Annotated in this window: 17 protein-coding genes, 1 pseudogene and 1 riboswitch; of the genes and pseudogenes, 6 read left to right on the top strand and 12 right to left on the bottom strand. The window is 59.7% G+C overall.

Annotated elements, in window-relative coordinates; all coding sequences use genetic code 11:
- Positions 1-431 precede the first annotated feature (431 nt).
- The 6 genes from OEG84_RS20960 (at position 432) to OEG84_RS20935 (ending at position 6439) form a co-directional block, all read left to right on the top strand.
- Entirely contained in the window at positions 432-1508 is a 1077-nt protein-coding gene (locus OEG84_RS20960) for an ABC transporter ATP-binding protein (RefSeq protein ID WP_267656275.1), read from the top strand.
- Positions 1509-1517: 9 nt separating this feature from the next.
- On the top strand, positions 1518-2588 hold the full coding sequence (locus OEG84_RS20955) for an ABC transporter ATP-binding protein (RefSeq protein ID WP_267655542.1): 1071 nt from the start codon (positions 1518-1520) through the stop codon (positions 2586-2588).
- Position 2589: 1 nt separating this feature from the next.
- On the top strand, positions 2590-3456 hold the full coding sequence (locus OEG84_RS20950) for a carbohydrate ABC transporter permease (protein ID WP_267655541.1): 867 nt from the start codon (positions 2590-2592) through the stop codon (positions 3454-3456).
- A 73-nt stretch (positions 3457-3529) separates the two neighbouring features.
- Positions 3530-4360, top strand: coding sequence for a carbohydrate ABC transporter permease (locus OEG84_RS20945; RefSeq protein WP_267656274.1), 831 nt, complete (start codon positions 3530-3532; stop codon positions 4358-4360).
- 12 nt (positions 4361-4372) lie between these two features.
- Entirely contained in the window at positions 4373-4654 is a 282-nt protein-coding gene (locus OEG84_RS20940; protein ID WP_267655540.1) for a DUF2160 domain-containing protein, read from the top strand.
- A gap of 63 nt (positions 4655-4717) precedes the next feature.
- On the top strand, positions 4718-6439 hold the full coding sequence (locus OEG84_RS20935) for an ABC transporter substrate-binding protein (protein WP_267655539.1): 1722 nt from the start codon (positions 4718-4720) through the stop codon (positions 6437-6439).
- A gap of 113 nt (positions 6440-6552) precedes the next feature.
- On the opposite strand, the gene OEG84_RS20930 is transcribed toward OEG84_RS20935, so the two are convergent.
- From OEG84_RS20930 to OEG84_RS20875, 12 genes and pseudogenes are all read right to left on the bottom strand, one after another.
- Positions 6553-7392: an NAD-dependent epimerase/dehydratase family protein gene (locus OEG84_RS20930; RefSeq protein ID WP_267655538.1), complete on the bottom strand. Its 840-nt coding sequence runs from the start codon at positions 7390-7392 to the stop codon at positions 6553-6555.
- Between the two features lie 393 nt (positions 7393-7785).
- Complete coding sequence (locus OEG84_RS20925; RefSeq protein ID WP_267655537.1) at positions 7786-8676, bottom strand: amidohydrolase family protein; 891 nt, start codon at positions 8674-8676, stop codon at positions 7786-7788.
- Complete coding sequence (locus OEG84_RS20920; protein ID WP_267655536.1) at positions 8673-9842, bottom strand: vWA domain-containing protein; 1170 nt, start codon at positions 9840-9842, stop codon at positions 8673-8675. The genes OEG84_RS20925 and OEG84_RS20920 overlap by 4 nt, the downstream gene beginning before the upstream one ends.
- Positions 9839-10717, bottom strand: a complete 879-nt coding sequence (locus OEG84_RS20915; RefSeq protein WP_267655535.1) for an AAA family ATPase — start codon at positions 10715-10717, stop codon at positions 9839-9841. Before OEG84_RS20915 ends, OEG84_RS20920 begins: the two co-directional genes overlap by 4 nt.
- A gap of 2 nt (positions 10718-10719) precedes the next feature.
- Positions 10720-11742 (bottom strand): xanthine dehydrogenase family protein molybdopterin-binding subunit, encoded by a 1023-nt coding sequence (locus OEG84_RS20910; RefSeq protein WP_267655533.1) that lies wholly within the window; start codon positions 11740-11742, stop codon positions 10720-10722.
- Position 11743: 1 nt separating this feature from the next.
- Positions 11744-13110: pseudogene (locus OEG84_RS20905) on the bottom strand (xanthine dehydrogenase family protein molybdopterin-binding subunit).
- An 11-nt stretch (positions 13111-13121) separates the two neighbouring features.
- Entirely contained in the window at positions 13122-13604 is a 483-nt protein-coding gene (locus OEG84_RS20900; RefSeq protein ID WP_267655532.1) for a (2Fe-2S)-binding protein, read from the bottom strand.
- Between the two features lie 87 nt (positions 13605-13691).
- Positions 13692-14492, bottom strand: a complete 801-nt coding sequence (locus tag OEG84_RS20895; protein ID WP_267655531.1) for an FAD binding domain-containing protein — start codon at positions 14490-14492, stop codon at positions 13692-13694.
- A 23-nt stretch (positions 14493-14515) separates the two neighbouring features.
- Entirely contained in the window at positions 14516-14959 is a 444-nt protein-coding gene (locus tag OEG84_RS20890) for an SRPBCC family protein (RefSeq protein ID WP_267655530.1), read from the bottom strand.
- Positions 14960-15040: 81 nt separating this feature from the next.
- Positions 15041-15898: a helix-turn-helix domain-containing protein gene (locus OEG84_RS20885; protein ID WP_267655529.1), complete on the bottom strand. Its 858-nt coding sequence runs from the start codon at positions 15896-15898 to the stop codon at positions 15041-15043.
- Positions 15899-16228: 330 nt separating this feature from the next.
- Positions 16229-16702, bottom strand: a complete 474-nt coding sequence (locus OEG84_RS20880) for a 6,7-dimethyl-8-ribityllumazine synthase (RefSeq protein ID WP_267655528.1) — start codon at positions 16700-16702, stop codon at positions 16229-16231.
- Positions 16703-16780: 78 nt separating this feature from the next.
- A riboswitch (FMN riboswitch) is annotated at positions 16781-16910 on the bottom strand.
- 253 nt (positions 16911-17163) lie between these two features.
- Positions 17164-18290 (bottom strand): IS3 family transposase gene (locus OEG84_RS20875; protein WP_267653243.1). Its coding sequence is split into 2 segments (ribosomal slippage): positions 17164-18026 and positions 18026-18290, totalling 1128 coding nucleotides; the frame shifts between segments, so codons are not numbered across the junction.
- Positions 18291-18410 lie beyond the last annotated feature (120 nt).

Here is an 18410-nt window from a genome sequence, read left to right as displayed (position 1 = left end):
CGGCACACGCCGGCGCATTGTTGCCCGACGTCCAGATTTCCGGGCTTCACATCGCCGCCAGGTGCTTCAAAAATTGAGGCGCATATTTTTCCAGTATGGGTTTGCGAAAATGCCGCGGCACCCTGAGCAAAAAAGGCGCGAGGCGAGAGATCACCAGCACCGTTGCGGGATTGCATCTGCCCCGATTACACCACATCCTGAGGCTGCAGGCGCATTGTTTTTGGATAGGAGCAGAAGCCAACAGATCCGGCGTTGTTCAAAGCCGGCTCAGGTTTCACTTATTTTCGTTTGACATTCGGTTAAGGTTCCTTTTATCCTCAATCAAATAGGGAGTGCAGGGAGTAAGCTCACCTGCGGCGAGCACCGGTAGCGACCTTGATGGCGCGACCGATCCGCACCTGGGAGGCAAGGCTTGGGAGGGCTTCTTCTATATGCTGGAATTGGACAAAGTCTCCAAGGTTTCCAACGGGGAAGCACACGTCACCGATGTGTCGCTGCGGCTCGATAGCGGTACGCTGAACGTGCTCTTGGGACCGACCTTGTCGGGCAAGACCAGCCTGATGCGGATCATGGCGGGCCTCGACCGTCCGACGCGCGGACGGGTTTTGAGCGATGGCCAGGATGTGACCGGCCTGGCTGTGCAAAAGCGCAATGTCGCGATGGTCTACCAGCAATTCATCAATTACCCGGCCATGACGGTGTATGAGAACATCGCCTCGCCGCTCAGGATTTCCGGCGCCGACAAGGCAACGATCGAGCGCGAAGTCGACCGTGCCGCCGAGTTGTTGCGGCTCGGGCCCTACCTGCAGCGCACACCGCTCAACCTGTCGGGCGGACAGCAGCAGCGCACCGCGCTGGCACGCGCCATCGTCAAGAAGGCCGGGCTGGTGCTGCTCGACGAGCCGCTGGCCAATCTCGATTACAAATTGCGCGAGGAATTGCGCGCCGAACTGCCGAAGATCTTTTCGGAATCGGGCGCCATTTTCGTTTATGCCACGACCGAGCCGTCAGAGGCGCTGCTTTTGGGCGGCAACACGGCAACGCTCAGCGAAGGCCGGATCACCCAGGTCGGCTCCACGGTCGAGGTGTTCCGCAACCCCGTCGATATGGTGACCGCGCAGACTTTTTCCGATCCGCCGATGAACCTTCTGCCGATGGAGAAAAGGCAGGGCAAGTTCGTCAAGCCGGGCGTGCGCGACATCCCTGTTCCTGCAGCGCTTTCTCACCTTGCCGACGGCCCCTGCACTTTGGGCTTCCGCCCGCACAATCTGTCACTTACGGCCGAAGCCGGCACGACGCCGCTTTCGGCCGAGGTGCGGGTTACCGAAATCACCGGGTCGGAAAGCTATATCCATCTCATTCACGAAGGCAGGCGATGGGTGATGCTGGTCAAGGGCATTCACGACATTGAAGCCGGCACGATGCTGGAAATGCACCTCGACACGCGATACCTGCTGGTGTTCGATCGCGACGGACGCACGGTTCGCGCCCAACCGTCAGGGGCATGAGGAAAAACCATGGCTCGCATCGACCTCGACCATATCCGCCATGCCTACATGGCAAATCCGTCCCGCGACGAAGACTATGCCCTGCGTGAGGTGCATCACTCCTGGGATGATGGCGGGGCCTACGCTTTGCTCGGGCCCTCGGGCTGCGGCAAGACCACGCTGCTCAACATCATTTCGGGGCTGCTGACACCGTCCGAAGGCAAGATCCTGTTTGATGGCAAGGACGTCACCGGGCTGCAGCCGGAAGAACGCAACATCGCCCAGGTATTCCAGTTCCCTGTCGTCTACGACACCATGAGTGTGGCCGACAATCTGGCCTTTCCGCTCAGGAATCGCGGCATGGCCGAAGCCGATGTCCAGGCCCGCGTGTCTGAAGTGCTGGAGATGATCGATCTTGTCGACATCGCCAATCGGAAGGCCCGCGGCCTGACGGCAGATCTCAAGCAGAAGATCTCGCTCGGTCGCGGCCTGGTGCGCGCCGATGTCAACGCCATCCTGTTTGACGAGCCGCTGACGGTGATCGATCCGCATATGAAATGGCAATTGCGCTCGCAGCTCAAACTGTTGCATCGCCGCTTCGGCCACACCATGGTCTATGTCACACACGATCAGACCGAGGCACTGACCTTCGCCGACAAGGTGGTGGTGATGTATGGCGGCGAAATAGTCCAGATCGGCACGCCGCAGGAATTGTTCGAACGCCCGAGCCACACCTTTGTCGGCTACTTCATCGGCTCGCCGGGCATGAATGTGCTGCCGGTCGCACTCGATGGCGCGCGGGCCCAACTGGGCGAGCAATCAATTGTGCTGCCGGGGGCTGCAAGCCGGACAGACGGCAAGCGCACCGAGCTCGGCATCCGGCCCGAATATATACGCCTCGGCGCCACTGGCATGCCAGTCAGCGTCCGCGCGATCGAGGACATCGGGCGGCACAAGATCGTCCGCGCCATGATCGAGGGCCATGAACTGGCCATCGTGCTTGACGAGAATTCGTCCGTGCCCGCCGATCCGCACGTCACCTTCGATTCCACTGGTATCAACATTTACGCCGACGACTGGCGCGTAAAGCTGGGAGGCTGAGATGGATAAGCCCTGGAACAACAAGGCCTGGTTCATGGTGCTGCCGATGCTCTTGCTGGTGGCATTCTCGGCCGTGATCCCACTGATGACGGTGGTCAATTATTCGGTGCAGGACACGTTCGGCAATAACCAGTTCTTCTGGGCCGGCACCTCCTGGTTTTCCGATGTGCTTTCATCGGACCGCTTTCACGACGCGCTTTTGCGCAACCTCGCGTTCTCCGGCATTATTTTGTTGATCGAAGTACCGCTCGGCATTTTCATTGCGCTTAACATGCCACGCAAGGGGCTGGGCGTGCCGTTCTGCCTGGTTTTCATGTCGCTGCCGCTGCTGATTCCGTGGAACGTGGTCGGCACCATCTGGCAGGTGTTCGGACGCATCGACATCGGCCTGCTCGGTTACACGCTCAACGCGATGGGCTTTGACTACAATTACGTCAACGACCCGTTCGACGCCTGGGTGACTGTCATCACCATGGATGTCTGGCACTGGACCAGCCTGGTGGTGCTGTTGTGCTATGCCGGTCTGGTGTCGATCCCGGATGCTTATTACCAGGCCGCCAAGATCGACGGCGCCTCGCGCTGGTCGGTGTTCCGCTATATCCAGCTGCCGAAGATGAACCGGGTGCTGCTGATCGCCGTGCTGCTGAGATTCATGGACTCATTCATGATCTACACCGAGCCGTTTGTCGTCACCGGCGGCGGCCCCGGCAACTCCACCACCTTCCTGTCGATCGATCTGGTCAAGACCGCGATCGGCCAGTTCGACGTCGGACCGGCGGCGGCGATGTCGCTGATCTACTTCCTCATCATCCTGTTGTTGTCATGGGTTTTCTACACCGTGATGATCACCAACGATGCCAAGGGCTGAGGGAAAGCGCACTATGAGCCATACCGAAAACACCGCCCCCACCTCACTGACGACCGACGACGCCACGGCTGCAATGGCGCGGCGGACACGGCGCTCCAACGCGATCGCGCGCTTCTCCTTCCTGGTCCCGGTGATCTACATCTTCCTTCTGATGTTGCCGATCTACTGGCTCATGAACATGAGCTTCAAGACCAACACCGAGATCCTCGGCGCGTTCTCGCTGTGGCCGCGCAATCCGACGATTGCCAATTACACCGTCATCTTCACCGATCCGGCCTGGTACAATGGCTACATCAACTCGATCATCTATGTGGTGATGAACATGGTGATCTCAGTGGCGGTCGCGCTTCCGGCAGCCTATGCGTTTTCACGCTACCGATTCCTGGGCGACAAACACCTGTTCTTCTGGCTTTTGACCAACCGGATGGCACCGCCGGCGGTGTTCGCGTTGCCGTTTTTCCAGCTCTATTCCGCCTTCGGGCTGATCGACACCCATATCGCCGTGGCCATCGCCCACTGCCTGTTCAACGTACCGCTGGCGATCTGGATCCTAGAAGGCTTCATGTCGGGCGTGCCCAAGGAAATCGACGAGACCGCCTATATCGACGGCTACTCGTTCCCGAAATTCTTCGTCAAGATTTTCATGCCGCTGATTGCGAGCGGGATCGGCGTGGCCGCGTTCTTCTGCTTCATGTTCTCATGGGTCGAATTGCTGATCGCCCGTACGCTGACTGTCACCGACGCCAAGCCGATCGCAGCCACCATGACCCGCACGGTTTCGGCCTCGGGAATGGACTGGGGAGTTTTGGCCGCAGCCGGTGTGCTGACCATCATTCCGGGCGCGCTGGTGATCTGGTTTGTCCGCAACTACATCGCCAAGGGCTTTGCCCTGGGCCGGGTCTGAGGAGGCTACGCTATGGATCTTTCCTGGATGGCCTGGACCGGGCCAACGGCAACCTTCTTCATCGTCATCTTTATGCTGCTCGTCGGCATGGGCGTGTGGGAGCATTATGTGCCCGGCGGCTCGCCGCGGGTCGGAATCCTGCGCTTTGAAACAACGCGGGGTGACCGTCTGTTCGTCTCGCTGCTGGGTTCGGCGTTCATCAATCTTGCCTGGCTCGGACTGGTTGGTCCGAACCTCTGGTGGGCTCTTGCCCTTTCCGTGGTCTACGCCATCGGCGTGTTCCGCTGGGTCTAGGGTTTGAATACCGGAAGCGGCAATACCGCCGTTTCCGTTTTCGCAAGTCGGGAGGAAACTGCAATGCGGAAACATCTTCTACTTTCAACAGTGGCTATGGCGCTGGTGTTCAGCGCAGGTGCCGCGCAAGCGGGCATGGACGAGGCCAAGAGCTTCCTCGATGCAGAGATCGGCGATCTGTCGACGCTCTCGCGCGCTGACCAGGAAAAGGAAATGCAGTGGTTTGTCGATGCCGCAAAGCCTTTTGCCGGCATGGAAATCAAGGTCGCCTCCGAAACGCTGACCACGCATGAATATGAATCAAAGACGCTGGCGGCCGCATTTACCGCGATCACCGGCATCAAGGTCACGCATGACCTCATCGGCGAAGGCGATGTGGTGGAGAAACTGCAGACCCAGATGCAGACTGGCGAGAACATCTACGATGCCTACGTCAATGACTCCGACCTGATCGGCACCCACTGGCGCTATCAGCAGGCCCGCAGCCTGACCAAGTGGATGGCCAATGAGGGCAAGGATGTCACCAATCCGATGCTCGATCTTGACGATTTCATCGGGCTGAGCTTCACCACTGCGCCGGACGGCGATCTCTACCAGCTGCCCGACCAGCAGTTCGCCAACCTCTACTGGTTCCGGTATGACTGGTTCAACGACGAGAAGAACAAGGCAGACTTCAAAGCGAAGTATGGCTACGACCTCGGCGTGCCGGTGAACTGGTCGGCTTATGAGGACATTGCCGAATTCTTCACCGGCCGCGAAATCGATGGCAAGAAAGTCTATGGCCACATGGACTACGGCAAGAAGGACCCGTCGCTCGGCTGGCGCTTCACCGATGCCTGGCTGTCGATGGCCGGCAACGGCGACAAGGGCCTGCCGAACGGCCTGCCGGTTGATGAATGGGGGATCAAGGTTGACGAGAACTCCCGTCCGGTAGGTTCTTGCGTTGCACGCGGTGGTGACACCAACGGCCCCGCAGCAGTCTACTCGATCCAGAAATATCTCGACTGGATCAAGGCCTATGCGCCAGCAGCGGCGGAAGGCATGACCTTCTCTGAATCGGGTCCGGTTCCGGCCCAGGGAGAGATTGCCCAGCAGATGTTCATGTACACCGCGTTTACCGCTGACATGGTCAAGGAAGGCCTGCCTGTCGTCAACGAGGACGGAACGCCGAAATGGCGCTTCGCTCCGAGCCCCCATGGCGTCTACTGGAAGGACGGCATGAAACTCGGCTATCAGGACGTGGGATCCTGGACGCTGATGAAGTCCACCCCTGACGATCGCGCCAAGGCCGCATGGCTCTACGCGCAGTTCGTGACGTCAAAGACGGTCGACGTGAAGAAGAGCCATGTCGGTCTGACGCTGACGCGCGAATCGACCATCCAGGACAAGAGCTTCACCGAGCGTGCTCCGAAGCTCGGCGGTCTGATCGAGTTCTATCGCTCGCCGGCCCGCGTGCAATGGTCGCCGACGGGCACCAACGTTCCTGACTATCCGAAGCTGGCTCAGCTCTGGTGGCAGGCAATCGGTGACGCTTCTTCGGGCGCCAAGACTGCCCAGGCAGCCATGGATTCGCTGTGCGAAGAGCAGGAAAAGGTGATGGCCCGCATCGAACGCTCCGGCGTTCAGGGCGACATCGGTCCGAAGCTCGCCGAAGAGCATGATCTTGAATACTGGAATGCGGATGCCGTCTCGAAGGGCAACCTCGCTCCGCAGCTCAAGATCGAAAACGAAAAAGAACAGCCGTTGACCGTCAACTACGACGAACTGGTCAAGAGCTGGCAGTAAGTCTGGTCGGCTGACGCCGAACCGACAGAATTACGATCGGGGCCTTCGGGCCCCGATCTGTTGTTGGGGAATGCTGTCCCCAGGTGCTGCAGCCTATCAGCTTCGCACGCGGGTCAGCTCTTGGCCGTGTCGTCTTCGTTGAGATTCAGGAACGCCACACCACTGTTGCCCAGTTCAACCGCTGCGAACGGGCCACCGTGATGCATGTTGCCGGGGTCTTGCGGATCGAGCGGACCGGCTTCAGCATAGATTTCCTTGGCGAACTGTTCGGCATTGTCCTTGGGGTGATAGCCAAGATGGTTGGCCTTGGCATTGTCCACCGGGGCGCGGTCGTTGTTGGACACGCCATAGACAATTGAAAAGCCGGTGACGGGCGTATCGATGGCACGCTCCACCAGTTGGATCAGGTCATCGTAGCTGAGCCAGGTGCCTACCGCGCGGGGATTTGTGACCTGGGCGCAGGAGAGAATCCGCATGCAGACCGATTCCAGCCCGCGCTTGTCCCAGTAAAGGCTCGCCAGATCCTCGGCAAAGCACTTGGCCAGGCCATAAAAGGTATCCGGCTTGTGCGGTGCGTCGATGCCGATAAAATCAGTCTTCTTGTGCATGCCGACAGCATGGATCGAGGAGGCGTAGACCACCCGGCGCAGGCCGTTGCGATGGGCTGCCTCCCAGACGTTGTAGGCGCCGATGAAGTTCGGGCCGAGCAGCGTTTCAAACGGGGCTTCGTCGCCAATGGCGCCGAAATGGACTACCATGTCGGCGCCCTCGAGCACCGCGACCATGGCGTCGAGATCCTCCAGATTCGCTTTCACATAGGTTTCGCCGGGATAGGTCTTGCCAATATCCTCGGCCAGATCTGTCGAAACCAGTTCATCGCAAAGCTTGCTCAATGGTTCCCGCAAATATGAACCAAGGCGGCCGGCGGCACCGGTAAGAACGAGTTTCTTCATGTCAGCACTCCAGTGATTTGATATTTTTCACTTGTATAACTGCTGCAACGATCCGGTCCACCGCTGTCGCCAACACTGCGTGGAAAATGACGTGCCGTGATACCTTTTGTCAGGTTCTCGGCACCGCTGCCGCAGGCGGAGAAGCCGTTTCGATACTCGGATGGGCCGCCGGAATATGATCGAAGCGGAAACGTCTCCGTCCGAGCGTGCCTGATTCACGATACGTGAACCAGTTTCGGCCGAGCCTTACGCTGGCGTAGAGTCCTGCAATCCGTGACCCGATTACACAAAGGATATGGAAAGAGGGGTCATCCAGACATGGCTGTGGGCGACCGGCCCTGCATGGTAATCGGCCGGCCAGCCCGGCCAAAAGGCCAGTCGTACGCCAATACCTCAATCCAGGCGGTAGACCCGCGCGGCGGTGTTGCGGAAAATGTCGGCCTGGGTAGCCTCATCGAGTTTTCCGGCCGCATCGCGATAGGACGTCACCATGGTCAGGTGATCGGTCCAGAGCTTTTCGATCGGGAAATTGGAGCCGAACATCAACCGGTCGCTGCCGAGGATATCGACAGCGTTGGAGACAACATAGTCGATCATGGCCGGATCGTTGCGGTGCAGGAATGTGCCGAGACCCGACAGTTTTGCGCTCAGGTTGCGATAGGGCGCGAGTTTGCCCAAGCCCTCACGCCAGGCCGCCTGGGTTTCGGGCTCCATTCCGGTCAGCATGCCGGTATGAGTGAGGATGAACTGTGTTTCCGGGTTCTCTGCCACCAGTGCCGCTCCGTCCTCCATCTGGGCGGGAAACAGCTGCAGATCGAACGACAGGCCATAGTCTTTCAACCGCGCCACATTGGCGCGCACATTCGCATCAAGCACCTGTTTGGCCGACGGCGCAAACCGGTAGTCGGGTTCTTCGTGCCAGTGCAATTGCATGCGCACACCGCGCAGCAACGGGTATTTCTTCAGCCGGTCGAGTTGCGGCCGCACATCCCCGACCGCCATGTCGGCGTAGCCAACAATCGCGTGCGGCCAGCCGGTGCGGTCGGCGGTTGCCTGCACCCAGGCCACTTCGTCTTCGAAATGCTCCTTGGCCCAATTGGTCTGCACATAGACCGCCTTTTCAACACCTGACGGCTGCTGGTCGGCCAAAAATTCCTCGATCGGATAATCACGGCGGATAGGGTCATACGGGCCAAAAATGCGCGGCACCATCGGGCCCATCAGCCATGGCAGATCCTGCTGGCGCCAGATGTGAAAATGAGAGTCAATAATTCCGAGCGTCATGAGCCCCTCCCCGACATGGGTTCAATATCCGGAGCGGACCGCCCCAATGACAGAATAAATTCCGAGAGACCGGCGATCGATGAACCGTCGACGAGGTCATCCAGCATTGGCATAATCGCCCGCAAGGCTGCAGTCTCCGGACGAAAGCGCGGATCACCGGCTAGTGGCGTTGCCAGGGACAGACGATGCGCGGCGCCAGCGAACCGACGAAAGGCAGTTTCCATCTCGGTGGAGTCACCACGCTCGAGCGCGTCGGACAGGATCACCACCACCGCGCCTCTGGCAAATGCCGAAAACCGCGGCACCGAAAGAAACGCGAGCAACGTCCGACCGATGCGGGTGCCGCCATCCCAGTCTTCGACAAGCGCGCCGGCGCGCGCCAGTGCCTGGTCCCGGTTCTTGATCCGCAATGCCGGGGTCAGCCGGGTCAATCTGGTGCCGAAGCAGAACACTTCGGCCCCACCGGTGCCCTGCACCGCAGCATGGGCAAGCTTGAGGTAATCGTCGGTGTAAAGCTTCATCGATCCGGAAACGTCGATCAACATCAACAGCCGCCGCGGCACGGTCTGCCGGCGGCGCAGGCGCGGTGACGGAATGTCGCCATCGGCCGAGAGTATCTTGCGCATGGAGCGGCGCAGATCGAGATTGCTGCCGGTCGAGGTCCGCACCGTGCGAAACGACCGTCGCCAGGGCAGCGCCGCGCCGATCCGACGTTCAAGTTTATCAAGCCGAAGATCGTCGCTGGGGAACGTGCGGGTGTTGAGCTGTTCGGCGCCCGAGGTCAGTTCGCCACCCTTTGCATCCTGTATGGTGATGATCTGTTCTTCGGCGGTCGCATTGTCGTCCTTGATTTCAGTCTCTTCCTCGTCCTGCTGATCTCCCGGCGAGAGCATGCCGGTGTCGCCGCAAAACCAGCTTTCAAACAGGGCATCAAACTCGACGCGTCGTTCAGGCGCCGGCGCGAATGTGGCGACCGCCGAGCGGCGGACATCATCCATCGAGCGAGGCCCGAGCAGGCTTACCGCCTGCATGAAGGCGATCGCCTGTTCCGGCGCGATCGCGAAGCCGAAGCGCCGCAACAAGCGGGCAAAACCAAAAAACGGGGCTGAACCGCGCGGCAGTTCGCGTGGTGTTTCAGCCGTGTCGCAGACCAGAAACTTGTTCATGACATTGCCGCCTCAATGATGTGACGCATTTCGGGCTCGATGTAGTGAATGTCCTCTTCGTCCTTGATCAGGACGCCAATCGCCCGGCGGAACGCCTCGGGCCAGGGACTTCCACCTTTTTCCAGAATGGTGGCCGCATTGGCCCACTCGATGGCCTCGGCGATGCCCGGAGGTTTGGCCAGCGGCCGCGCGCGGATGTCGCGCACCGCGTCGGCAACCGCCTTGGCTGTCTCGCGTGCCACATCGCCCGAGCGCGCCATGATGATCGCCGCCTCGCGTTCGGCGTCGGGATAGCCGATCCAGTGATAGACACAGCGGCGGCGCAACGCCTCGGCCAATTCGCGGGTGCGGTTGGAGGTCAGCACCACCAGTGGCCGGGTCTTTGCACACAGGGTGCCGCGTTCGGGAATGGAGATCTGAAAATCGGACAGAAATTCGAGCAGCAGGGCTTCAAATTCATGGTCTGAGCGGTCGATCTCATCAACCAGCAGAACCCGTTGATCGGGCGCCTGCAAGACCTGCAACAACGGACGGGCGATCAGGAACCGGTCGCCATAGATGTCGGTCTCGGCTTCGCCTGCCTGCCGGATGGCCAGCAATTGCCGCTGATAGTTCCATTCATAGAGCGCGTGCGCGGCATCAATGCCCTCATAGCATTGCAGCCGCACCAGTTCGCGCCCCAAAACCTCGGCAACAGCCTTTGCGGCTTCGGTCTTGCCGACGCCGGGCGCTCCTTCCAGCAACAGCGGCTTGCCCAGCCGAAGCGCCAGGAAAATCGCTGTTGCTAGTTCTTCATCGGCCAGATAGTGCGATTGAGCCAGACGGGACATCACCGCTTCCGGCGAAGTCGCTATCCCCTCCCCTTCGTGTGCCATCGTCACTCAGTCCGGCCTTCGCCCGCTGCAGCTTTGGCCTTGATGGCGCGCAGAATCCGCTCAGGCGTGATCGGCATGGTGTCGATGCGGACCCCAACGGCGTCGTAGATCGCATTTGCCAGCGCCGGAATCTGCGGGTTGGCGCACATCTCTCCCGGTCCCTTGGCCCCGTAGGGACCATCGGAAGACGGCCGCTCCAGCACATAGGTTTCCGTCTCCGCCAGATCACCCGGCCCGGGCATGAGGTACTGGTTGAAGTCAGTGCCGCCATGATCGCGCTTGGGATAATAGGGCTCGGTGGTCTCGTAGAGTGCGTGACTGATGCCCATCCATGACCCGCCGACCAATTGTTGCTCGACCATTTTCGGGTTCAGCGCCCGGCCGACCTCATAGACATTCTTGACCGACTGCACCGTAATTTCACCGGTCTCGTCATCGACTTCGACATCGGCGACCACGCAAGCATGGGCGTAGCAGGTGGCCGGTTTCATGGCCCCCGTCTCGGTATCAGGATAGGAACGTTGCACCAGAAACATGCCACGACCGGAGATCGACCGGCCCTGTTTGAAATGGGCGGCAAGTGCTGTGTCGAATATCGAGATCGACTTCTGCGGCGCGCCCTTGACGTGGATATTGCCTTCGCCATCGGTATCGAGGTCGGAGGCGTTGACCTCAAGTTCCTCGGCGGCCACTTCGAGCATCACCTGACGGGCCTCACGGGCGGCCTCCACCACCGCATTGCCGACCCTGTGGGTGCCGCGCGAGGCAAATGTGCCCATGCAGTGCGGCCCGGTGTCGGTGTCGGCAGTGTCGATGGTAACGAACTCGGTCGGCACGCCAATGGTCTCGGCGCAGATTTGCGCCATCACCTGCTTGAGCCCCTGGCCGAGATCGACACTCGACAATGACACCATGAAATTGCCGGTGGGGGTGGAATGAACCAGCGCCTGGCTGGGGTCGCCACCCAGATTCATGCCGGTCGGATAGTTGATTGCGGCAACGCCGCGGCCATGTTTCAAAGCCATTTCAAGCCTCCCTGGTTCGCGAGGACATATCGAGATATTGTTGCGCCACCGGCCATCCGGAGACCCGTGAAGCCTCCTGCATGCACTCGATCAGCGCCGCGCCCTCGGTGGGCTGGCGGTGCGCCTTCATGTCTCCGTCCCGATAGGCATTGATGAAGCGGAACTCGAGCGGATCCATACCGATCAGGCGAGCCAGCTTGTCCATTTGCACCTCAAGCGCAAAATCGGCGATGGTCACGCCAAAGCCGCGCATGGCGCTCGACGGCGTCCGGTTGGTGTAGACGCAATAGGTGTCGATCCAGACATTGGGTACCGTGTAGGGGCCGGGATAATGCGCAGCCCCTTCTGCGCGCCATAGGGCGAGTGCCGTGAATAGGCGCCGGCATCGGTGTAACCGGTGACTTGCCGGGCAACGAGGCGGCCATCATTGGTGACGCCATCCTTGAGGATGATGGTTTCGGCAGCGCGTGGCGAGGAAATCTGCATTTCCTCCTCGCGGCTGTAGATGAACGACACCGGCCGTCCCGTGAGCTTGGCTGCCAGGATGGCGATCGGCTCGACGATGACATCGACCTTGCCGCCAAAGCCGCCGCCGACGGTACCACCGACCATATGCAGCTTGTGGCCCGGCATCTGCAGGATGATCGAGGCGTTATCGAGGGTGAAGAACATCGCCTGGGTGTTGGTGTGACAGGTGAAACGGTCATTACCATCCGGCGTGACGATACAGCCGGTGGTCTCGGTGGGCGCCTGTTCAATCGGTGAAGACTGATAGGTTTGCTCGAGGATGTGGTCGGCGGCGGCAAAACCGGCATCGATATCGCCATACCGAACCTTGCGGTGATCCCCGCTGTCATAGTGGTAATAGTTGCCCGGATGGTGCTCGTTGACCTGCGGTGCATCCGGCTTGAGCGCATCGAGCACGTCGAAGACAGCCGGCAACACCTCGTAATCAACCTTGACCTTGGCGGCGGCTTCCTGGGCGGCGCGTTCGCTGGTGGCCAGCACCGCAACCACGGCCTCGCCCTTCCAGCTGACCTTCTTGTCGGCCAGAACGGTCTCGTCCTCGGGACCGACCTGGATCAGGATCAGGATGGTGTAGAGATTGTGCGGCACATCCTTGGCCGTGATCACCCGAATGACGCCGGGATGCTTTTCGGCTTCGGAGGTGTCGATCGAGCGGATGTTGGCGTGATGATGCGGGCTGCGCACCATCTTCAGATGCAGCAAGCCGGGGAAAGTCCGGTCGGCGAAATAGGATGTCTTGCCGGTGACATGACCGGGCGCATCTGAACGCGGGCGGGAATGGCCGATCTCGTTGAGGTCGTCCTTGCGTTCGTCGGCAAAATAGCTCTTGCGAAGTTCCATTTTCGACCTCCTCAGCCGGCGTTCTGCGAATTGGACCGGGCAGCGGCAAGCACCGCGGCGATAATCGGCTCATAGCCGGTGCAACGGCAGATGTTGCCCGAGATTGCCTCGACCACATCTTCCCGGCTCGGGTTTGGCGTGCGGTCGAGCAACGCCTTGGCAGCCATCACCATGCCCGGGGTGCAGAAGCCGCATTGGGTGGCAAAGCCATCAAGGATGGCGCGCTGCACCGGGTGCAACACCCCATCCTGCCCCAGACCTGCGGTTGTCTCGATTTCGGCGCCTTCGCAGGTTTCAGCCAGGGTCAGGCAGCTCAACCGCAACTCGCCGTCAATGATCACCGAGCAGGCACCGCACGAACCCTGGTGGCATCCACCCTTCGGCGACATGTCGCCCATGGTGTCGCGCAACGCGTGAAACAGCGTCGTGCCGCTTTCGATGAATTCGGCCCTGTCGTCACCGTTGAGCCGAAATTGAACTGGAATTCTGGCCATTTGTTCTCCTCCCGCCACCTGCTAGCCCAGCAACTGGCAAATTCCTCTGTGCAATCGGCCTCCCCAGCCGAGTTGCAACTGGTCTCCTCAGCTAAGCAACAGCCTGCTGAAATGCACCGGCAAGACTTCACCCCGATACCATCCACTGGCGATCGGGTCGGTGATCGGATCTGTGCCTTCGCCGATGACGGCAACGGCCTGAGCGATTCCGTCTTTTGTAAGCGGCTGGCCTTTAAGGGCAGCCTCAGCGGCGCGCGCCCGGATCGGACGATCCGCCATGCACCCCAGCCCAATGCGGGCATTTGCAACCACGCCCTGCGCATCGGTGTCGATGATCGTGGCGATGCTGAGCACCGACACACCCTTGGGCTTGACCCGAGAGACCTTCAAAAAGCGAAAGCTGTCTGCCGCCGGGATATCGAAACTCACGGCAGTCACGATTCCCCGCCCGGACGAATTGTCACGATCGGCGAGAAAATCATCGATACTCAAATCGGCGTCGGCACAGTGCACCGTCGCACCAAGCGCAAGCAGCGCGACAGTGAAATCGCCATAAGGCGCCGGTGCGAACAGATTGCCGCCCACCGTGGCCATATTGCGAATGGCGGGACCGCCGACGGCTTTGGCGGCTCGCCATATGGTTTCCAGTTCCAGGCAACGGGCAATTGATGCCATCGTCGCAGATGCGCCGATGCGTGCCCGTTGTCCCGAAACGTCGATTTTCGTGAGTGCCGGGTCAGTGGTGCGGACATAGCCGGTAATGGCTATGTCCCCCTCATTGACCGCGCGCACCACCAGAGTGCCGCCGCCGAGATAGTGAGCGCCGCCCTCATTGAGGGCAACCGATGCTTCCTTGGCCGATGCGAACGTACTCAGAGCAAGCGACATGGCGATACTCCTTCAAGCCTGGATCAGGATTTCGAGGTAAAATGCTCCTGCAGCGCATTGAAGCCGCCCTGGAACACGTTGGCGCCCATGCCGGCGGCAAGTTCGTCGGCTTTTTCGGCAGGCGCATCGAATGTGGCAGTCCATTCCGCATAGGTGCGGTCGCCATCGGTGACGCGGCGCAGCTGCAATGTGGAGCTGTGATTGGTGATTGGCTGCGGCGTTTCCAGGATCGCATAGCTGACCAGAAACTCATCGTCAGAAAACGCGGTCAACTGCTCGCGCAGCTTGGGTCCGCTGGCCAGGGTGAAATTGCGGACACAGCCGATTTCGGTAGCAGGCTTGCCATCCTCGATGTGGCTTTCAACCATCCGCGGATGCCAGCTTGGCAAGCCGTTGAAATCGCGAATACGTGCCCAGACCTTTTCAACAGGCGCGTCGATGATGCTGGAAATGGTTACAGTCGTCATTGATAAAAGTCCTCACGAGTTCAACAGGACCCAACTGTAGGGCGCCTCGGCTCGTGGTGCTTATCAATGCGTCTTGACGGTTTATCTCTCAGTCGGAAAAACCGACGCCCATTCAATACGGGCTGCTGCCGCCTTGCGATATTCTATCGGCGGAACGCCAACGTGATCCCTGAAAAAGCGAGAGAAGTTGCCTTGGGTGGTAAAACCGAGATTGCAGGCAACGGAGATCAGCGAATCCTCAGAGCATTGCAATTGACGGCGCGCTTCGTCCATCCGCAGCGTGTTCCAGTAGACATTCGGTGTCAGCCGGGTCTGCTCCTTGAACAGGGAGAAGAAATGCGCCCGCGAGAGCCCAACCTTGCGCGCCAGATCGTCAAAGCAGATGCGTTCGCAGATATTGAGCTTCATCAGGTCAATTGCCTTGCGGACACGGTAATCCAGCGAGTTGCTCTGAGCGTGCAACGGACGCAGCCGCACCGATTGCGCTTGCGCCACATCCAAAAGGCTGTCGATCAACCGCTCGATTTCATAATCGACAAAATCGTCAATATTGCCCTCGTCACGCAGAAGGTTGAAAATATCGACGACCGCGCGGTAGAGTCTTAGATCCATCGGAATTGTGGGCTTGGCGAACAAGGCCGTTCCCGAAGGCAGACCGCGACGCCGCAGGGCCCATTGGGGATCTATGTAGAAAGCCAGGAACAAGCCGGATTCATGTTCACTGGCCATGGAATGGCTGTGCGGCTCAAGTGAATTGACCGCAGCGGCGGCAGCGGGACCGGGCGTTACCGCTTCGCCTCCGATCACCATGTTTCCCGCAGCGCCTTCCAGCCAGATGATGATGTGGGCTTCAGTATGGGCGTGGGTGACCAGATTGCTGGAAACGTTGAGCACGGAAACATGTCCGAACTCGCCCCGATAGAGCTTGATCGATGACATAGGCAATTCCTCCCGAAGCGACATCCTCCTGCGCTTCTGGTTGAAATCTTGGTCTGCCCAGACGTTTCAGTCAAGCGTCAGCCGATTGTGACCGGGAAATGAGCCGGGTGTCACCGACGCGATCGGGTCAGGCTCCTCTGCCTGGCACGGGATGGATTCTGAAAGATCAGTAAGCTTTGCTACTGCCCGACCTGCCCTGCAGCGCTGCACATCCAACTGGATGCGCGCAGCCCAACACCGGGGTGCTGCTGGCAGGTTCATTGGCCAGCACCGACCACGCGCGGTCAGCCGCGCGTGGTAATTTCGAACGCGTGCCGATGCTACCGCCTGTCAGGCAGCCCGCGCCGCGTCGGCAACCGGTACAAGCTCGGCATTCAGCGCGATGATTTGTGCCGCCGCATCTGCGGCTTCGCGGCCCTTCTGAACGAAATGGGTCGTGAAGAACGCTTCATGCTCGCCCTTGGGCTGGAAATGATGGGGCGTCAGCGAGACCGAAAACACCGGCACTTCGGTCTTGAGCTGCACATCCATGAGACCAGTCACCACTGCCTGGGCTACGAAATCATGCCGGTAGATACCGCCATCGACCACCAGTGCGGCGGCAACAATGGCGTCATAGGCACCGGTTTTTGCAAGCTTCTGAGCCAGCAGCGGCATTTCAAACGCACCTGGCACATCGAAGCTGACCACCTCCGCATCAAGGCCAAGTTCATCAACCCGCGCCATGAAACCGGCGTGCGCCTGGTCGACGATATCGGCATGCCAGCGTGCCTTGATGAAAGCGATTTTAAGGGATTTTGTCATTGCTCGGATCCTTTCAATAATGACAAGATCCCAGAGCGCACGAGCCTTCGGCACAGATCTTGCGACCTGATGCCTCAAACCCATTCTCTACCATCCGGACTATGACCGTCGGCCCTGGAATTTCACCAGTGTCTGCTGACCCACCCGAGGGTGGCGCTCGCGGGCTGTAACCGCCGGTGGGGAATCTCACCCCGCCCTGAGAATCCAGATTTGTTAGCGTATCGGCCAGCACCCGTCAAAGCCAAAGTCGCTTTTGAAGCATCGTTGCACGAAGCCACTGTCAGCGCGCGCCAACCCGTTCGGAAGCCCCAGTCGTTGGTCCATCAGGTGAAACATCAAGGGCTTATGAACGGGCCGGCCGCAGAAGCGAAAAACACTGGCACGTCCGGCAGTTTCGAAGAGTGAAATGAATACGACACCGCCCGCCTGGCGTGCCCCCATCAGGTGGTCCGGTTTGATTGTTAGTGCATCATGGGCGTCTGGTCCATCGGGACAATGCTTTCCGGCGCGGGCGGGCGGTAGCCCAGAGCGCTATGCGGCCTGACGGTGTTGTAGTGGATACGCCATTGCTCGATCAGGATTTGCGCCTCCCTTAGGCTGTAGAAGATTTCGCCGTTCAGCAGCTCGTCGCGGAACCGGGCGTTGAAGCTTTCGCAGTATCCGTTCTCCCATGGTGAGCCTGGCTCTATGTAGGCCGTCTTGGCTCCAACAGCTGCAATCCAATCCCGCACTTTCTGGGCGATAAATTCCGGCCCATTGTCCGACCGAATGTATTCCGGCGGGCCGCGCAGGATGAATAGGTCTGTCAGAGCATCCAGCACGTCCGTTGAGTTGAGCTTGCGGTCCACGCGGATCATGAGTGCCTCCCTGGTGTATTCGTCGATGATATTCAGCGTCCGATAGACGCGGCCGTCAGCGGTTCGATCCTGGACGAAGTCGTAGGACCAGACGTGGTTTGGCCGTTTCGGTCTGAGACGCACACATGATCCGTCGTTCAGCCAAAGCCGCCCCTTTTTCTTCTGCTTTTGTGGCACTTTCAGCCCTTCACGCCGCCAGATGCGCTCAACCCGCTTATGGTTTACCTGCCAGCCCGCGTTGTTCAGCAGACCGGTGACCATGCGATACCCATAGCGCCCGTACTTGTCGGCCAGTTCGATGATATCATCGGTCAGCCGTTCTTCATCTGCCCGGCCCTGTGGCACCTTGCGCTGTGTGGATCGGTGTTGTCCGAGCGTGCGGCAGGCGCGGCGTTCTGATACGCCGAGCTCCCGCCGCACATGGTCGATGCACTTGCGCCGACGCGAAGGGCTTAGAAGTTTCCCTTTGCCGCCTCGGTCAGGATGAGTTTGTCCAGTGTCAGGTCAGACACCGCCCGCCGAAGCCGCTGGTTCTCCTTCTCCAGCTCTTTCAGCCGAGTGAGTTGAGATCGCTGCATCCCGCCATAGAGCTTCCGCCATCGATAAAACGTCTGCTGTGTCACGCCGATCTGGCGCACCGCGTCAGCAATCGTCGCACCTTGCCCTTGCAGAACTTCAACCTGCCGAAGCTTCGATACAATCTCTTCCGGCTTCTCTCGTTTTCCAGCCATCGCTGATCCTCCAATTTGAGGGATAATCTATCCCAGTTGGTGGACCACTTTCAGGGGGCAACTCCACCAGCCTATTGAGCCTGTTTTAGGGTGATCTGAGCGACTATTTGCGCCTAGTGG

The organism is Hoeflea algicola (assembly GCF_026619415.1).
GTDB lineage: Bacteria > Pseudomonadota > Alphaproteobacteria > Rhizobiales > Rhizobiaceae > Hoeflea > Hoeflea algicola.
Note: the sequence above shows the minus strand (reverse complement) of the source record. Positions and strands in the feature narration are given on the sequence as shown.

Bases quoted from the DNA above. Each gene is read 5' to 3' on its own strand.
- OEG84_RS20960 (WP_267656275.1), top strand. From the start codon at position 432: ATGCTGGAATTGGACAAAGTCTCCAAGGTTTCCAACGGGGAAGCACAC.
- OEG84_RS20955 (WP_267655542.1), top strand. From the start codon at position 1,518: ATGGCTCGCATCGACCTCGACCATATCCGCCATGCCTACATGGCAAAT.
- OEG84_RS20950 (WP_267655541.1), top strand. From the start codon at position 2,590: ATGGATAAGCCCTGGAACAACAAGGCCTGGTTCATGGTGCTGCCGATG.
- OEG84_RS20945 (WP_267656274.1), top strand. From the start codon at position 3,530: ATGGCGCGGCGGACACGGCGCTCCAACGCGATCGCGCGCTTCTCCTTC.
- OEG84_RS20940 (WP_267655540.1), top strand. From the start codon at position 4,373: ATGGATCTTTCCTGGATGGCCTGGACCGGGCCAACGGCAACCTTCTTC.
- OEG84_RS20935 (WP_267655539.1), top strand. From the start codon at position 4,718: ATGCGGAAACATCTTCTACTTTCAACAGTGGCTATGGCGCTGGTGTTC.
- OEG84_RS20930 (WP_267655538.1), bottom strand. From the start codon at position 7,392: ATGAAGAAACTCGTTCTTACCGGTGCCGCCGGCCGCCTTGGTTCATAT.
- OEG84_RS20925 (WP_267655537.1), bottom strand. From the start codon at position 8,676: ATGACGCTCGGAATTATTGACTCTCATTTTCACATCTGGCGCCAGCAG.
- OEG84_RS20920 (WP_267655536.1), bottom strand. From the start codon at position 9,842: ATGAACAAGTTTCTGGTCTGCGACACGGCTGAAACACCACGCGAACTG.
- OEG84_RS20915 (WP_267655535.1), bottom strand. From the start codon at position 10,717: ATGGCACACGAAGGGGAGGGGATAGCGACTTCGCCGGAAGCGGTGATG.
- OEG84_RS20910 (WP_267655533.1), bottom strand. From the start codon at position 11,742: ATGGCTTTGAAACATGGCCGCGGCGTTGCCGCAATCAACTATCCGACC.
- OEG84_RS20900 (WP_267655532.1), bottom strand. From the start codon at position 13,604: ATGGCCAGAATTCCAGTTCAATTTCGGCTCAACGGTGACGACAGGGCC.
- OEG84_RS20895 (WP_267655531.1), bottom strand. From the start codon at position 14,492: ATGTCGCTTGCTCTGAGTACGTTCGCATCGGCCAAGGAAGCATCGGTT.
- OEG84_RS20890 (WP_267655530.1), bottom strand. From the start codon at position 14,959: ATGACGACTGTAACCATTTCCAGCATCATCGACGCGCCTGTTGAAAAG.
- OEG84_RS20885 (WP_267655529.1), bottom strand. From the start codon at position 15,898: ATGTCATCGATCAAGCTCTATCGGGGCGAGTTCGGACATGTTTCCGTG.
- OEG84_RS20880 (WP_267655528.1), bottom strand. From the start codon at position 16,702: ATGACAAAATCCCTTAAAATCGCTTTCATCAAGGCACGCTGGCATGCC.